The 16956-nt window shown below is 58.6% G+C and carries 15 protein-coding genes; 2 read left to right on the top strand and 13 right to left on the bottom strand.

Going from position 1 to position 16956, the window contains the following annotated elements:
- Positions 1-72: 72 nt before the first annotated feature.
- From EOS97_RS09565 to torC, 12 genes are all read right to left on the bottom strand, one after another.
- Entirely contained in the window at positions 73-1116 is a 1044-nt protein-coding gene (locus tag EOS97_RS09565; RefSeq protein ID WP_039497832.1) for a cytochrome c-type biogenesis protein CcmH, read from the bottom strand.
- Positions 1113-1670: a thiol:disulfide interchange protein DsbE gene (gene dsbE, locus EOS97_RS09570; protein WP_023165929.1), complete on the bottom strand. Its 558-nt coding sequence runs from the start codon at positions 1668-1670 to the stop codon at positions 1113-1115. Before dsbE ends, EOS97_RS09565 begins: the two co-directional genes overlap by 4 nt.
- A complete protein-coding gene (locus EOS97_RS09575; protein ID WP_023165928.1) occupies positions 1667-3598 on the bottom strand; it encodes a heme lyase CcmF/NrfE family subunit in 1932 nt (643 codons plus the stop codon). The genes dsbE and EOS97_RS09575 overlap by 4 nt, the downstream gene beginning before the upstream one ends.
- On the bottom strand, positions 3595-4074 hold the full coding sequence (ccmE, locus tag EOS97_RS09580; protein ID WP_001053618.1) for a cytochrome c maturation protein CcmE: 480 nt from the start codon (positions 4072-4074) through the stop codon (positions 3595-3597). The genes EOS97_RS09575 and ccmE overlap by 4 nt, the downstream gene beginning before the upstream one ends.
- Positions 4071-4283, bottom strand: a complete 213-nt coding sequence (gene ccmD / locus EOS97_RS09585; RefSeq protein WP_000074110.1) for a heme exporter protein CcmD — start codon at positions 4281-4283, stop codon at positions 4071-4073. The genes ccmE and ccmD overlap by 4 nt, the downstream gene beginning before the upstream one ends.
- Entirely contained in the window at positions 4280-5017 is a 738-nt protein-coding gene (locus tag EOS97_RS09590) for a heme ABC transporter permease (protein WP_000265996.1), read from the bottom strand. Before EOS97_RS09590 ends, ccmD begins: the two co-directional genes overlap by 4 nt.
- A gap of 51 nt (positions 5018-5068) precedes the next feature.
- Positions 5069-5728, bottom strand: a complete 660-nt coding sequence (ccmB, locus tag EOS97_RS09595) for a heme exporter protein CcmB (protein ID WP_000990028.1) — start codon at positions 5726-5728, stop codon at positions 5069-5071.
- A complete protein-coding gene (gene ccmA, locus EOS97_RS09600; RefSeq protein WP_023225949.1) occupies positions 5725-6342 on the bottom strand; it encodes a cytochrome c biogenesis heme-transporting ATPase CcmA in 618 nt (205 codons plus the stop codon). Before ccmA ends, ccmB begins: the two co-directional genes overlap by 4 nt.
- A gap of 5 nt (positions 6343-6347) precedes the next feature.
- Complete coding sequence (locus EOS97_RS09605) at positions 6348-7748, bottom strand: cytochrome-c peroxidase (RefSeq protein WP_000724473.1); 1401 nt, start codon at positions 7746-7748, stop codon at positions 6348-6350.
- 189 nt (positions 7749-7937) lie between these two features.
- On the bottom strand, positions 7938-8570 hold the full coding sequence (gene torD / locus EOS97_RS09610; protein ID WP_000595415.1) for a molecular chaperone TorD: 633 nt from the start codon (positions 8568-8570) through the stop codon (positions 7938-7940).
- Positions 8563-11115, bottom strand: a complete 2553-nt coding sequence (torA, locus tag EOS97_RS09615; RefSeq protein WP_000790666.1) for a trimethylamine-N-oxide reductase TorA — start codon at positions 11113-11115, stop codon at positions 8563-8565. The genes torD and torA overlap by 8 nt, the downstream gene beginning before the upstream one ends.
- Positions 11105-12289 carry a pentaheme c-type cytochrome TorC gene (torC, locus tag EOS97_RS09620; RefSeq protein ID WP_001230254.1) on the bottom strand — a complete coding sequence of 395 codons (1185 nt, stop codon included), beginning with the start codon at positions 12287-12289 and terminating at the stop codon, positions 11105-11107. Before torC ends, torA begins: the two co-directional genes overlap by 11 nt.
- 129 nt (positions 12290-12418) lie before the next feature.
- Here torC and torR point away from each other — a divergent pair, with 129 nt between their 5' ends.
- Positions 12419-13111, top strand: coding sequence for a two-component system response regulator TorR (gene torR / locus EOS97_RS09625; protein ID WP_001562512.1), 693 nt, complete (start codon positions 12419-12421; stop codon positions 13109-13111).
- Here torR and torT read toward each other — a convergent pair.
- A complete protein-coding gene (torT, locus tag EOS97_RS09630; RefSeq protein WP_001202041.1) occupies positions 13084-14124 on the bottom strand; it encodes a TMAO reductase system periplasmic protein TorT in 1041 nt (346 codons plus the stop codon). The two genes, torR and torT, sit on opposite strands and share 28 nt — an antisense overlap.
- Before the next feature lie 79 nt (positions 14125-14203).
- Between torT and torS the strand changes: the two genes are divergently transcribed.
- Positions 14204-16939, top strand: coding sequence for a TMAO reductase system sensor histidine kinase/response regulator TorS (torS, locus tag EOS97_RS09635; RefSeq protein WP_000106947.1), 2736 nt, complete (start codon positions 14204-14206; stop codon positions 16937-16939).
- Positions 16940-16956 lie beyond the last annotated feature (17 nt).

Raw genomic sequence — 16956 nt, forward strand, 5'->3', positions numbered from 1 at the left:
TTACTTTCAGGCTTTAGCGTATCATTGGGATAGCCAGGCCCGGTGGCGCCACGCCACCGGGCCGTCAGGGTCTTATTTCTCCTGCGCCAGCCGGATACTGCGCTCTATCACCGCCCGCCTGGCGTCACCCGCCGGCAGCAGTTTCAGCATCATCTCCCAGGCCGCCACCGCCTCACCAAAGCGCTGCTGCTCAAAGGCGCTGAACGCATACAGGCTTAACACCCGGATATCCGTGTGGTCGCGGCTCACCAGCCGGCGCAGCAGCTCCCCGCCGCGGCGGTTATCCTCCGGGTCGGACGAGCGCGTCAGCGCCTCCGCGTAGCCCAGCGCCGCATCGCGGTTTTTCGGGTCCAGGCGGTAGGCGTTCGCATACGCCCCGGTGGCGGTACCGGCATTACCCAGTACCATACCGGTGCGCCCCAGCATGAGCCAGCCCTCAACATTGCCGGCATCATTCTGCAGGCGGGTGCGCAGCCCCAGCGCCAGCCGCGCCATCTCCTCCTCATTCAGCGGCTGCGCCTGCGGGTCCAGCGCCCGCGCCAGCAGCCCCGGCGTCTGCGCCGTCGCCTGCTGCCAGGCCCTCACCTGCTGATAGCTGCCGGTCTGTGAGTAACTGATGGCGGCCACGACCAGCGCCATAACCACGCCCGGCACGTAAACGCCCCACCCGGCGCGCGCGCCGCAAACCGGGGTGTCCGCCGGCAGCGGCTCCCGGCGCAGGCGCACCCGCCGGCGCGTGCGGGCGACGATTATCCACCCGCCCGCCACGATGGCGGCCAGCGGCAGCACCCACAGCAGCACCGTCAGCGGGGTCAGCGGCGGATCGTAGGTGACGAAGTTGCCGTAGCGCGCCACCATGTAATCGATGATTTCCTGGCGGCTCTTCCCCTCCTGCATCAGGTCATACACCCTGCGGCGCATGTCGGTGGCTATCATCGCGTTCGAGTCCGCAATGCTGTTGTTCTGGCATTTCGGGCAGCGCAGCTGCTCCGTGAGCTGGCGGAACTGCTGCTCCTGCGCTTCATCTTTAAACGGCATCACGTCGGTGGTTGCCCGCGCTGACCCGGCGATAACCAGCGCCAGCATCAGCATCACCATGCCCGGTAACAGTCTCATTGCGCCGCCTCCCGGCTGTATCTGTCCCACAGCGGTTTCAGTTCACTTTCCCATACCCGGGCATTCAAATCGCCCGCATGGCGGTAGCGGATAATCCCGTTGCCGTCGATGAGGAAGGTTTCCGGCGCGCCGTACACGCCCAGGTCCAGCCCCAGCATCCCGTCGCTGTCCGATAAACTCAGCGCATACGGGTTGCCCAGTTCCTTTAACCAGGCCACCGCCTTCGCCCGGTCGTCCTTATAGTTCAGCCCGACCACCCGGATACCCTGCGCGGCCAGCCGGTTCAGGTACTGATGTTCGGCGCGGCAGGTCGGGCACCAGGTGGCCCAGACGTTAAGCAGCACCGGTTTCCCCTGCGTCAGCACCTCCGCCTCATAGTACTGACCCGGCGTCTCCAGCGATTCCAGGCGGAACGCCGGCACCGGCTTTCCGGTCAGTGCCGATTCGAGATTCGTCGGGTCATCGCCCTGCGCGTTGCGCGCCAGCTGCCACAGCAGCGCCGCGGCAATCAGCAGAAAAATCAGCAGCGGTAATAACAGTACGTTGCGTTTCATCCGGCCTCCGGCAATGGTTTACGGCGGCGGTAGCGCGGGTCCGCCAGGCACAGCAGTCCGCCCAGCGCCATCAGCAGCCCCCCGGCCCATATCCAGCGGACAAACGGTTTGTAGTACAGGCGCACGGCCCACGCGCCGTTGTCCAGCTCCTCCCCGAGCGCAGCGTACAGGTCTCGGGTCAGCCCGCCGTCAATCGCCGCCTCGGTCATCACCATCCGGCTGGTGTTGTAGAGCCGTTTCTCCGCGTGCAGCACCGCCTCCGGCTCGCCGTGGCGCGTCACCCCGATGAGGGCCACCCCGCCGCGGTAGTTGGGGCCGGTGATGTCCCGCACCTCCCGGAAGGTGAAGCGGTAGTCGTGAATGGTCACGCTGTCGCCCGCCCGCATCCGCACGTCACGCTCCACGCTGTAATTCTGGCTGAAGGCGATGCCGGTAATCGTCACCGCCAGCCCGAGGTGCGCCGCCACCATTCCCCAGTAGCTGAGAGAGGTTTTCGTGCCGCGGGACACGCGCTGTACGGCTTCGGCCACCGCCAGCACCGCAATCCAGCAGGCCATCGCCATCCCCACCGCCGTCATGGCGATGATTTTATCTTCCAGCAGCCATGGCAAAAGTACCGACAGCACCAGGGTGGTGACAGCGGCAGCCCACAGCAGTTTCCTGATGTTACGCGGCCGGTCCCGGCCCCAGCGCACTAAAGGCCCCACCCCCAGCAGCAGGGCAAAGGGGACCATCAGCCAGGTGAACATGGTGTTAAAGAACGGCTCCCCCACCGAAATGCTGCCCAGCCCCAGCTGTTTGTGCACCAGCGGCAGCAGGGTGCCCAGCAGCACCACCAGCATGGCGGCCATCAGCAGGACGTTGTTGCCGAGCAGCAGCGACTCGCGCGACCACAGCGTGTTGTTCACCCGCGAACGCACCCTGTGCCCGCGCACCGCGAACAGCAGCAGCGAGCCGCCGGTGACCAGCACCATAAAGGCGAGGATAAACATTCCGCGCGCCGGGTCGGAGGCGAAGGCGTGCACCGACACCAGCACCCCGGAGCGCACCAGGAAGGTGCCCAGCAGGCACAGCGAGAAGGCGCAGATGGACAGCAGCAGCGTCCACGCCTTGAAGCCGGCGCGCTGTTCCGTGACCGCCAGCGAGTGCAGCAGGGCGGTGCCCGCCAGCCACGGCATAAAGGAGGCGTTCTCCACCGGGTCCCAGAACCACCAGCCGCCCCAGCCCAGCTCGTAGTAGGCCCACGCCGAGCCGAGCACGATGCCCAGCGTCAGGAACACCCACGCCGCCAGCGTCCACGGGCGGGCAAAACGGGTGAACGCGCTGTCCAGACGCCCGCTCAGCAGCGCGGCGATGGCGAAGGCGAAGGCCACCGAGAAGCCGACATAGCCCATGTACAGCAGCGGCGGGTGGAAAATCAGCCCCGGGTCCTGCAGCAGCGGGTTCAGGTCGCGCCCCTCCACCGGAAAGGCCGGCAGCGTGCGGGCGAACGGGCCGGAAGTGAACAGGATGAACGCCAGAAAACCGGCGCAGACCATCCCCATCACCGCCAGCACCCGGGCGACGATATCCGCCGGCACCGGCCGGCTGAACACCGCCACCGCCAGGGTCCAGCCGCTCATCAGCAGCACCCACAGCAGCAGCGAGCCCTCGTGCGCCCCCCAGGTGGCGGCCACCCGGTACCACACCGGCAGCTGCGTGTTCGAGTTGCCGGCGACATAGGCCACGGTGAAGTCGTTAACCACAAAGGCGTGCACCAGCACGAAAAACGCGCCCGCCACGCAGATAAACAGCAGCCAGGCGAACACCCCGGCCGACGCCATCATCCGCGCGTCGCCGCGCGCCACGCCCCACAGCGGGTAAACGGACAGCAGCAGCGCCACGCCGAGCGCCAGGCACAGCAGCGCGTGGCCGTATTCAGGCATCATGATGAGGTGTCCTTATCAGCGCGTTGCGGGCGGCGGTGGTTTTCCTGCATCGCCTTTTCCACTTCCGGCGGGGTGTAGTTCTCGTCATGCTTGGCCAGCACCTCGTGCGCCAGGACGTGGTTGCCCTTCTCCAGGGTGCCCTGCACCACCACCCCCTGCCCCTCGCGGAACAGGTCCGGCAGTATCCCCTCATAGCTCACCGTCACCGACCCTTCGGCGTCGTAGAGGCTGAAGTTCACCTTCAGCGAGTCCGGGTCGCGCCTGACGCTGCCGGGCATCACCATCCCGCCGACGCGCAGGCGCTGGCCCGCCGCCGGCAGCTGCTGCGTCTCGCGCTTGCCGTAGAGGATTTCGCCGGGGGTATAGAACAGGTCGATATTCGCGCGCAGCGCGTACAGGACCAGGGCGGTGGTCAGCCCCAGGCCCGCCAGCACCGCGCAGACCACCCATAGCCGGTTTTTACGTCGCAGGTTCACGCCGCCTCCTGTTGCGCCTGTGCGGCGCGCATCCGCGCCTCGCGCGCCCGCTGCTGCGCCACGCCGCGCAGAATGGCCCGGCGCTGCAGCACCGTGTGCAGCGCCAGCAGCGCCAGCGGCGCCACGGTCATCGCCACCGCCAGCCAGACAAAAAAGGCGTACCCGCCCATGGCGAAAAAATCGCTCCACGATGAAAATGCCGGACTCACCGGTGCCCCCTTTTCAGTATCAGTTCGCTCACCCACGGGCGGCGTTTTTCCATCAGTAAAATCAGGTTGCGCATCCGCATCAGCGCCAGCGTCATAAAGAGCAGCAGGTAGCCGGCGATGGCCCAGCGCAGCGGCGAGCGCATCGCCGGGTCGATACTCTGCTGCATCCGCGTCGAGCCCTGGTGCAGGGTGTTCCACCACTCGACGGAATAGTGGATAACCGGCAGGTTCACCACGCCGACCAGCACCAGAATGCCCGCCGCGCGCCCGGCCATTTTACGGTCGTCAAAGGCGTGCCACAGGGCGATGACCCCGGCGTAGAGAAACAGCAGCACCAGCTCCGAGGTCAGGCGCGCGTCCCACACCCACCAGGTGCCCCACATCGGTTTGCCCCACGCCGCGCCGGTGACCAGCGCGATGAAGGTGTACACCGCCCCCACCGGCGCCATCGCCGCGACGGCAAGGCTGGCCATTTTCATCTGCCAGACCAGCCCGGTAAACGCCGCCACCGCCATCGCCGCATAGATACCCATTGACCAGATGGCCGCCGGGACATGCAGGTACATAATGCGGTAGCCCTCCCCCTGCTGGTAGTCCGCCGGGGCGAAACCAAAGCCCCGGACCCAGCCGGTGGCCAGCGCGATGATGCCGGCCGCCGCCAGCCACGGCACGAGCCTGCCGCAAATCTGATACAGCCGGGGCGGCGCCGCCAGCTGATGAAGGGTTTTCCACATAGTCGTCACCTGACCTCCTGAAACCAGTAAAATGTCCGTCGTGCCGGGGCGCTACTGCACGCTGAGGCGCAGCGCCGCCGCGGTGGCGAACGGGCTTAACGTCGCGCTGCCCGCCAGCAGCGCCCCCAGCACCGCCAGATAGCCGTCAGCGGGTAAATGCATCGATGCCGCGTCCATCGCCGCAGCGGCGAAAATCAGCACCGGGACACTCAGCGGCAGCACCAGAATGCCCAGCAGGACGCCGCCGCGCCGCAGGCCGGCCGTCAGCGCGACGCCCGGCGCGGCGAGAAACCCCAGCGCCGGCGTGCCGAGCAGCAGCGTCAGCGCCATGATTTTCCAGCCGTACACGTCCATCCCCAGCAGCAGCGCCACCAGCGGGGAGAGCATAATCAGCGGCAGGCCGGTCACCGCCCAGTGGGCCAGCACCTTCGCCAGCACCACCGCCGGCAGCGGCACCGGCAGCAGCATCAGCTGCTCCAGGCTGCCGTCCTGAAGGTCGTCGCGAAACAGCCGCTCCAGCGCCAGCAGCGAGGCCAGCAGCGCCGCCACCTGGATGATGCCCGGCGCGATACGCGCCAGCAGCTGCGGCTGCGGCCCGACGCTTAACGGAAACAGGGTGATGACCATCAGGAAGAACCACAGCGGGCCGGCGATGTCCGCGCCGTGGCGGAACGCCACGCGCAGCTCGAGACAGAAGACACGCCACATCACAGCCCGGCCCCCCCGCCGGTCAGCGCCAGGCGGCGGACGGTGTCCGCGGCCCCCGGCAGCGGCTGGTGGGTGGTGAGAATGACCATCCCGCCCTGCGCCGTGTGCGCCGCCATCCGCCGGGTGAGGCGCGCCACGCCGTTAACGTCAATGGCGGTGAACGGCTCGTCGAGTACCCACAGCGCGGCGCGGGTCAGCCACAGGCGGGCCAGCGCCACCCGGCGCTGCTGCCCGGCCGAGAGCCGGGCGACCGGCACGTCCTCAAATCCCGCCAGCCCGGCCTGCGCCAGCGCCTCCGGGAGGCGCGCGCCGTCGCCGGGGTGGAAGAAGTGCAGGTTCTCCCGCGCCGTCAGGCGGGTTTTTATCCCCGGCTGGTGCCCTATCCACAGCAGGCCGGAATGGAAGCTGTCGCGCACGCGGCGCAGGGGCTCGCCCTGCCAGTACACCTCGCCGCCGTCCGGGCGCGCCAGCCCGGTCAGCAGGCGCAGCAGGGTGGTTTTTCCGGCGCCGTTGCCGCCGGTGACCTGCACCCACTCCCCGGCGTCCACGGTGAACGACAGCCCGCGAAACAGCGTCCTCTCGTCCCGCTCGCAGTACAGATCTCTGGCTTCAAGCATCATTGTCATTGCGCATATTCAGGTTGATATGGCGTATAAACACCGGTCAGGCTTTCCAGGAAGGCGACGATATCGTCAATATCGTTTTGCGGCAGATCGGTGCCAACCTGGTAACGCAGCATCAGTTTTACCGCGCCATCCAGCGTCGGTACGTCGCCCCGATGGAAATAAGGCGCCGTTAACGCGACGTTGCGTAAGCCCGGGACTTTTTGCCGTAATTTATCGCGAACCTCTTTGGTGACGTTCATACGACCAATATCCGCTGCGGTAATTTCGCCAAAATTAAAGTCTCGCTTTAATCCCAATGGTTCAAAAGAGCGCCCGCCTAAAATGATACCGCCGTGACAGGTTGCACATTTATTTTCTTTAAATAATTGATAACCGTGTTTCTGTTGCGCGGTCAGCGCATTTTCATCTCCACGTAGCCATTTATCAAAGGCGGAGTCCGGCGTTATCAACGTTTTTTCGAATTCGGCGATCGCATCAGTAATATTTTCCCCGGTAAATCCTTGCGGATAAACCGCCTGGAAATCTTTTTTCAGGACAGTATCTTTATCAAGCTTGCTAATAATTTCATCCCAGGATTTAGAGGCCATTTCAATAGGATTTAACGGCGGTCCGCCTGCTTGCTCCTGCAGGGTTGCAGCACGACCATCCCAAAATTGTTCGATATTAAATACGGAGTTGAATACCGTCGGCGCATTTATTGGTCCTACCGCACCGCCAACGCCAATTGAGGTTTTTCTGCCATCGACACCGCCCGCATTTATCGCGTGACAATGCGCACAGGATATTGTGCTGTCGCCGGATAAACGTTCATCATGATAAAGACGGAAACCTAGGTCGACTTTTTTCGCATCGACGGGAATATTGCGCGGAATAGGCTGAACGGGTTCATTCCGGTGCGCGGGGTCGGTATCGGCGCTGGCATAGTTGCGCTCACGCTGATCGGCTATCCAGTTCAGGATGTCAGTACGCTCTTTATCGCTAACGCCCCCCGCCCAGTGCAGCGCGACATAGCGGGTTGGCGGCATAGTCTGATGTTGCATAACCCATTCAATTTTATTCAGTTCGCTTTGCGGCACCGGCGTATCCGCAATCAGGGCGGCCCGTACCGCCTCCAGGTTAAACGATTTGTAGCCAAGCTGGATATCGTAATCCATTAGCTGCTTTGCCACCGGAAAAGAGGAATAAAAAGGTAATTCAGCGGAAGGCGTATGACAATAATCACATCCTTTCTCCCTGAAATAACCCAGTATTTTATTATTTTCACCCACAACCGAGGCCTGCACATCGCTTTTTTTACTGCGCTGTTTGTCGTAATACCATACATACCCGGACAAACCTAAATAACATAACAGCCCAACGGTGATAACCGTTGTCGCATAGAGGGTAATTTTTTTCATATCACTATCCTTATGGGGTATTGCGGCATGATTAATTAAATTTTATTTTTTTACTCATGAGGCCCGTCAATACTAAATACAAACCCATCATGGATATTGATTGGTATCAATAATTACAATTGGCTAAACCTATAGATATGATAACCCCCGACTATCGTAAGATTTATTTTGCGATGCCCGTCACAGGGTTTATTCAGCCGCAACAATGGATAAATCCTCTTTTCCGTCATCAAAACGAACGATAGCCAACAATAATTGACTTAACGCAGCATAAAAACCATAGGGATCATGCTTAAGGCAATTATTTGTAAATTCCGGAAGCCATTCCAGTAATGACGACAATGTTTTCTGGCGTAATTTATTCATTCTCCGTTGTTGGAACGATTCACCCAATGAAAAATGTAAATGGCTGAGTAATTCCAGATAAATCGCCAGGTGGTCGGCCGGCTCTTTAAAATCGTCGTTGACTTCCATCCCGGCTTCAAGCAATAAATGTTTAATCATGCCGGGTTCCTGCTGCGGGTATTGCGAGGCGTAGGGCAAGGCCGATTTTTTATCCGTCATCAGGAACAATCCGCAAAAATCTGCGGCCAGCTCCAACTGCGCATCCTGGCGCAGGCTAAGCGCGGCAATTTTTTGTTCGAGTAACGCCACCGACGCCGCCAGCGCAGGCTGACGCTTTAACAGCGCCAGCCAGTCCGCGATCTCCGCGGACTGTAATTGTATTAACCCTTCATCATCCACTTCCCGGAAAAAGAGTAACGCCAGCCATGCATATACGCAGGCGTACTGTTCCTGAGCAAGCGCTGGCTGCTTAATCATGCGGATTCCCCTGCGATGCGGGTACATATTCACACTGCGCGACCATCTCGAGCGGACCGTTAAACGCCGTGACGTTATCAATAGGGCCGGTATATTTTTCAATTTCCACCAGCGTCGTATGCGCGCTGGTCGCCTGCGCGAGCTGTGATGTACCGATATCCAGCGTTAATACGTTAGGGTTGCCGTACTTACATAACGCGTTGAGATCGCCGCCTTTATCAGGATCGTACCAGGCGCCTTCATGAATTCGCGCCACGCCCGGCGCATAGCGATCGGAAACTACCGCCCCCGCCAGTACCTGCCCGCGTGCATTGAATACCCGCACGATGTCACCGTTGCGGATCCCGCGCGCGCTGGCATCCTGTGGGTTAATAAAGACCGGCTCCTTGCCGCCAACGGCATATTGCTGACGCAGCGTTTCCGACTCGCACAGTTGGGAATGCAGACGGAAATCAGGGTGGACGGATTGTAAGTGCAACGGCCAGCGCTGCGATCCCGGCCCGCCATGCGAGCGTTCGATTTTTTCGAACCACATGGGATGGCCCTGACAATCGTCGTATTGCATGTCGGCGATCGTTTTGGAGTAAATCTCGATCAAACCGCTTGGCGTGCCCAACGGCTCCAGGTCCGGATCTTCACGGAAAGCCTGATGGCGCACAAACATCTGCGGATGATCAAACTCGATGTACTCCTGTTGATTCCAGAACACCTCGAAAGTCGGTAAGTGGATACCGCGACCTTTTCCCTGCTGGCTCCCTTCCTGCCAGATGCGTTTCAGCCAGCCCATTTCATCAAGGCCTTCCGTAAATGCCGCTTCACGGTTAAAGCGTCGGCAGAGATCGCGGAAAATATCAAAGTCGTTACGCGCTTCAAACTGCGGCGACACCACCTGTTTCATGGCGATAATCCCGCGGTTAGAGTGATTGCCGAACTGATCGAGGTCGTTACGCTCAAATTGGGTGGTAGCCGGCAAAACGATATCCGCAAAGCGGCAGGTCGACGTCCACTGGTTATCAATAGCGATGACCGTTTCCAGCTTGCGCCAGCCTTCAATTATGCGGTTAATTTGTTGGTGTCGGTGGAACGGGTTAGTCCCGGCGAACACGCACATCTTCAGCGGCGGTAATTTAACCGATTTGCCGTTCCAGTTAATGATCTTGCCCGGTTCAAGAATGGCATCCATAAAACGCGCAATAGGAATGGTGCTGCTGTAGCCTTTGTAATCCGTGCTGTCGTGTACTGGCGGAACGGTCGTCGAACCGGAAAAGCCGCTTAAAATGATCCCTTTACGACCAGGCGTCCCGGCGCCGTTGTAGTGCCAGCCAAAACCAAAGCCGCCGCCCGGTAAACCAATCTGTCCCAGCATTGCCGCCAGCACGACGACCATCCATGACCACTGTTCGCCATGCTGCATACGTTGTACGCACCAGCCAGCGATGATTTGCGTTCTGTCGCCCGCCATCTGCCGCGCCAACGCGCGGATGGTGTCGGCGTCAATACCGCACAGTTTTTCCGCCCAGGCGGCATCTTTAGGCTGTCCATCTTTCTCGCCCAGCAAATAGGGGAGGAACTGGTCAAAACCGACGCAATAGTTATCGAGGAAATTTTTATCGTACAGTTTCTCGCTGTACAGGGTATGCGCCAGCGCCAGTTGTAACGGGACATCCGTCTGCGGGTTAATGGCGATATGTTTGACCTTATCGCGCCCCAGATAATCGTGCGTGGAGGTGACGACCGGGTCGATGCTGATGACCGAGATAGCGCCGCTGGCAACCTTCTCTTTTAATTGTTCATAGTACTGATAGACATCGTGATCCGGGCACCACCAGTTTGCCTGCTGGTTTTTCACCATATCAGAACCCCATAGCACAATCGTTTTACTGTTCTGTAAAACCAGAGGCCATGACGTTTGCTGCTCGTACACTTCCATTGAACCCACCACGCGCGGCAGAATCACCTGCGCCGCGCCGGTCGAATAGTCCCCTCCCGTGCTAACGCTATTGCCATGTAGCGCAATCGCGCGCGCCAGCATCCCGGAGGCGTTATGGAACATGCCGGTAGATTGCCAGCCGCTCGCCGTCAGTAGCGCGCTCGGCCCGTAAGTTTTTTGCACCCGCTCCAGTTCCTGATAGAACAGATCCAGCGCCTCATCCCAGGAGACGCGCACAAAACGATTATCGCCGCGCTGCGAGGTGTCGCTTTGATGACCTTTGCGCATCCAGTCGACGCGCACCATCGGATAGCGAATACGCGCCGCGTTGTGGACGTGATCGGGCAGGCCGGCGATCATTTTGGACGGGTATTTATCCTGTTCAAACGGTTTTGCCGCCACAAATCGACCGTCAACCACCGTGGCGCGAATCGCCCCCCAGTGAGAACCGGTAAGGATACCCTCTTTCGTCGCGGCGCCTGGCGCAACGGCATCCGCTGCGCGGGCGCTACGGGGCGTCAGCAGTGACGGCCCCAGCATTCCTGCCACCGTCAAACCGCCAAGCTGCGCCAGAAAACGTCGACGAGAGACGTGTAACGAGTCCTTATTTTTCATTGTGTTCTCCCTTATCGCTGTGCGGCGTGTTGGTGGTATCAGACGCATTCATCTGGAGATATTTCAACAAGGTACGTTCTTCACGCTTATCCAGACTGGTGAAACCGATCATGCCGTTGAGCGTGCCGATCCAGCCGTTAGCGTCAAAGTGCGCTTTGTCCGGCGCGCCGTGACACTGATTACAGGTGCCGTTATAGAGGGAGTCGGCATAGGCCCAAATCGGTTTAATGTCATTTACCATGTCGCCTTTTTGCATCCACGCGGTTGCCTGTAATTTGCTCCACTGAGTATTGGTCGCCGCGACGGTGGTCTCTTCCAGCGTTTTCACATGCTGTTGCACATCGCCGCGAATCGAGGCGACAAAAATACGTTTACCGGGCAACTGCGTCAGCACGCGCTGGCGACCGTCCGTCTCCGTCCAGCCTTCGATTTGCACTTGCAGCCAGTCACCGTCCCGTTTAAGGACTTTCACTTCAGAAGCAGGTAACAGCGAACCTGCCGGTTCTTTATCGCCTTTAGCGGCGTAAATCGGCTTGATATCCAGCGAATAGAGCGTATCGCCGTCATTATGCGTACTGGCGCTGGCGCGCAGTTCATCAAACTGTTTGCGGAAACCGCTGCTCATATCCGGTAGCTGGTGGGCAATCCCTTTATGACAGTCGATACAGGACTGATTTTCTTTCGCGGCGATTTTCATTTGCCGCGCCGCTTCCGGGTTCTGTTTCGCGTGATCCATCGCATCGTAGTTATGGCAGGAACGACAGGTCGCGGAGTTATTCTCTTTCATGCGCGCCCATTCACGCTCGGCAAGCTCGGCGCGTTTGGCTTCAAATTTTTCCGGGGTATCAATCGAGTGGGCGATAAATGTCTGGTAAAGATCGTTGCTGGCTTCCAGCTTACGTTTCACCATGCCTGGAATATCAGGGGGGATATGGCAATCGTGGCATTCCGCGCGTACGCCGGAAGCATTCTGGAAATGTACGGACTGTTTATATTCCTGATACACCGGCTGCATACTATGGCAGCTGACGCAAAACTCTGTCGTACTGGTCAGTTTGATACCGACGTGAGGTAACACGATCAGCGCAACACCGATCACAATCCCGACAATGACCAGCGCCAGTATCGACCAACGGGCGCTTGGCCTGAGTAGCGCTCTCCAGAGTTTTCGCATAATAGCCCCTGTAATTATATGGTTTAATGCGCAGATCTTATTCCGCAAATATGAACAGCGTCACTGGTCAGGATGAACGGGATACGGCAATATATGAACAGATATGAACAGAAAGAGACCGCGCGCAGGATGTCACATCACATTGTTATTGTTGAGGATGAACCTGTTACTCAGGCCAGATTACAGGCCTATTTTGAGCAGGAGGGATATCGCGTTTCGGTGACCGACAGCGGCGCGGGCCTGCGCGACATCATGGAGCATGAGCACGTTTCGCTGATCCTGCTGGATATCAACCTCCCCGATGAAAACGGGTTGATGCTGACCAGGGCGCTACGCGAACGTTCCACGGTGGGCATTATTCTGGTGACGGGGCGTTGCGACCAAATCGACCGCATCGTCGGGCTGGAGATGGGCGCGGACGACTACGTCACCAAGCCGCTGGAACTGCGCGAGCTGGTAGTGCGGGTAAAAAATCTTTTGTGGCGCATCGATCTGGCCCGCCCCACGCCGCAAAATGCCAGTGAAAACTGCTATATGTTTTCCGGCTACTGCCTGAACGTGATGAATCACACGCTGGAGCACAACGGTGAAGCCATTAAGCTTACGCGCGCGGAGTACGAGCTGCTGCTGGCCTTTGTGACCAACCCAGGCAAAGTGCTGCATCGCGAACGTCTGCTGCGAATGCTTTCCGCCCGCCGCGTAGAGACTCCGGATCTCCGCACGATTGATGTCCTGGTTCGCCGCTTACGCCATAAAATTACGCCGGAGCTGCTGGTCACACAGCATGGCGAAGGCTACTTTTTAGCCTCGGAGGTGTATTGATACAAATAGACGGGCCGAAATCCCGGAGGCGATAGCGAACGACGAACGCGCGCGCTGTCGGCGTTGTTATGCGTCAAAATAAGCACCGGCGGGCTGATATTTTCAGGCACCGGTTGCCCCTGTAAGACCTTAATCGACTGCGTTATCGCTAATTCTCCCTGCCAGGCCATCTGATCGCTGAGCGCCATCAGGATATGGCCGCGTTTTAAACCGCGATAAACCTGATGCGTCAGATAAAATGAGACGATCGTGAGCGGAGTCGTCAAATTTCGCCCTTCGCCCATCGCCGCCTCCGCCGCTATCGCCGACCCGGCGACCACATTGGCGTCCGGATGACGCTCCAGCATTTCCTGGAGTAAGTTTCGCTGCACTTCAATGTCGTTATCGCCCCAGGCGATATCCACAATGTTGATGGCGCTGCCTTTAATTGCCTGACGAAAACCCGCCACCATCTCCTGACTGCCGCCAGCTTCCTCCGGCCCCGGGAAGAGTAAAACGTTAAGCGTTTTTCCTTTGCTCCACTGCACCAGGAAACGTCCCGGCAGATAACCCATCTGAAACCACGGCAGACCGACGTGAGTTGCCACGCTGGCGTCGCGTATCACGTTCGCCACTTCAATAACCGGCACATTACCGGCATACCGTTCCAGTTCCGGGAAACGAATGGTACTGCTGCCAAGCAGAATAGCGTCGGCGCCCCACTCCCGGCACTGCATCATTTGCTGTTGTTGCGTCGCCAGTTGCCGATAGCCATTCGCTTCCAGCACTTTTAAATCAACGCCATACAATTTGGCCGCTTTTTGCATCCCGTAGTTGACGGACAACCAGTAAGAATCTTTCAGGCTGGGGTATAATGCGCACAGTTTCCAGGGTTTACTCGCATTGACTGACGTTTGCCGCCAGGGAATCGCCCGATCGGCGCGCGTCCAGTGTAGCAGTCCGGTTTCGGCTGACGCCGTTTCTACATTCGAGACGATGATTATCAAAAAAAAGAACGAAATAAGCGCGCGCATGATAGCCCCACCAGCAACAAGGTTTTATCCTAATGGTTTTTCCGGCGGCAACTCAACCCATTTCACCCGCGGCGCATAAATGTCAACGCCTTCACTGACCCGCAGATTATGGCTGGCCTTCGCCCTGATGGCGGCACTCACCCTGCTCAGCACCGTGATCGGCTGGATAAGCCTGCGCGTCATTAGTCAGGTGGAGCAAACCAATACGCAAGCGCTGCTCCCCACGATGAATATGGCCAGGCAGTTAAGCGAAGCCAGCGCTTACGAGCTCTTTTCCGCGCAAAATCTGACCAATGCCGACAGCGAGGGCGTTTGGCTGGCGCAGGGGAAGATGCTGAAAGCGCAAAGCCTTAAAATTAACCATCTTTTGCAGGCATTAAGCGAGCAGGGATTTAATACCTCGGCCATCGCCCGGCAAGAAAAAGAGATTGCACAAACGCTTGGGCAACAGGGAACGCTGGTCGGTGAAATTCTCACGCTGCGCGCACAGCAACAGCAGTTAAGCCGCCAGATTGCGGAGGCGGCGGAAAGCATTGCCGCCCAGGCTCACGGTCAGGCCAATAATGCAGCGACATCTGCGGGCGCCACCCAGGCCGGTATTTACGATCTTATCGAAAGCGGTAAAGGGGACCAGGCTGAACGCGCGCTTGACCGATTGATTGATATCGACCTTGAGTATGTGAATCAGATGAATGAGTTGCGGGTCAATGCCCTGCGGTTTAAGCAACTCATTGTGACCTTAAAAGACGCGCAAGGGCTGAGCGATGCCGAGGACACCGATGAAAAACTTAATCAGTTGGTTAAAATTTTATCCCGCCGCCAGCAGCGTATAGAAGATCCTACCGTTCGCGCCCAAATCGCCGACGCGCTGGAGAAAATAAACCAGTACACCACACTAGTTACCCTGTTTCGTAAGGAAAACGCCATCCGCGACCAGCTTCAAACGCTTATGGCCAATAACCTCTTTCAGTTTACCCGCTTCAGTACGGAAGTGTCGCAGTTGGTGAACGCCATCGAAAAACGAAACGAGGCTGGGTTAGCGCGTCTTACACACGCCAGTCAGCGTGGGCAAATAGGGTTAGTGATCTTAGGTATCCTGGCGCTGTGCTCATTAAGTTTTATTCTTTGGCGAGTGGTTTACCGTTCCGTATCCCGCCCGCTGGCGCAACAAACGCAGGCCTTACAGCGGTTACTGGAGGGCGATATTGATTCGCCGTTTCCGGAGGCGGCTGGCGTCAGCGAACTGGATACCATCAGCCGTCTGATGGAAGCGTTTCGCGCCAACGTGCGCAAATTGAACCGCCATCGTGAGGATTTGGCGGAACAGGTGCGATCGCAAACGGCGGAGCTTCATGCGCTGGTGCTGGAACACCGGCAGGCGCGCGCCGAAGCGGAAAAGGCCAACGAGGCGAAATCGACGTTCCTTGCCGCCATGAGCCATGAAATTCGCACGCCGCTTTACGGCATTCTCGGTACGGTACAATTGCTGGCCGATAAACCGCTCATGGCAAACTACCGCGACGACTTACAGGCCATTAATGATTCAGGCGAATCGCTACTGGCGATTCTTAACGATATTCTTGATTACTCGGCGATTGAAGTAGGCGGCACCAACGTTTCTATTAGCGAGGAGCCGTTTGAACCGCGACAATTGTTGAATAGCGCGCTGCATTTAATGCACAGCCGCGTGCAGGTGGCGCTCATCGCCGACTTTAGCGAGCAACTCCCCTCCACGCTACAAGGCGATCCGCGTCGGATACGTCAAATTGTGATTAATCTTTTAAGTAATGCGGCGAAATTTACCGATCGCGGCAGCATAGTGCTGCGCACGTTTTGCGACGATCAGAGCTGGTTTATTGAGGTTGAAGATACCGGGTGCGGTATCCCTGAAGCGAAGCTGACGGCTATTTTCAAACCGTTTGTGCAGGCGACAGGACGCCGGGGCGGGACGGGCCTGGGGCTGGCTATCAGCGCCAGCCTGGCAGAAGCGATGGGCGGGACGCTAACCGTCACCAGTACGCTTCATGTTGGCAGTTGTTTTCGTTTACAACTGCCGGTTCGCCACCCCAAACCCGCAAGCAAAAATGCGTTCAGGGAACCGGTAAATCTTAACGGACTACGCCTGTTGCTGATTGAAGATAATATGCTGACGCAGCGTATTACCGCTGAAATGCTCATGGGCAAAGGGGTGAAGGTCTCAGTAGCTGAAAGCGCGAATGACGCGCTACGCTGTTTAGCTGAAGGCGAGTCCTTTGATGTGGCGCTGGTGGATTTTGATTTACCGGATTATGACGGCTTAACCCTGGCGCAGCAGTTGATGAGTCAGTATCCCGCCATGAAACGCATTGGTTTTAGTGCGCATGTGATAGACGATAATCTTCGTCAGCGTACCGCCGGTCTTTTCTGCGGGATTATTCAAAAGCCCGTTCCCCGCGAGGAGCTTTACCGCATGATAGCGCACTATTTACAGGGCAAATCTCACAACGCGCGGGCGATGCTGAATGAACATCAGCTTGCCGGCGATATGGCGTCTGTCGGCCCGGAAAAACTCCGGCAATGGGTCGCGTTATTCAAAGACAGCGCGCTGCCTTTAGTCGAGGAGATCGAGGCGGCGCGCGCCATGAATGACGACGTTAACATTAAGCGGCTGGCGCATAAATTAAAAAGCGGCTGCGCCAGCTTGGGGATGACGCAGGCAACCGAAGCCTGTCGGGAGCTGGAATTGCAACCGCTTAGCGATATAGATATTAAAACTATCGTGACGCAGGGAGTGACGGCGCTCGACGCATGGATAGCCGATCATCCTTCGCCATAATAGCTTCCGGCTCGCCA

The sequence above is a fragment of the Salmonella sp. SSDFZ54 genome (assembly GCF_004010735.1).
GTDB lineage: Bacteria > Pseudomonadota > Gammaproteobacteria > Enterobacterales > Enterobacteriaceae > Salmonella > Salmonella enterica.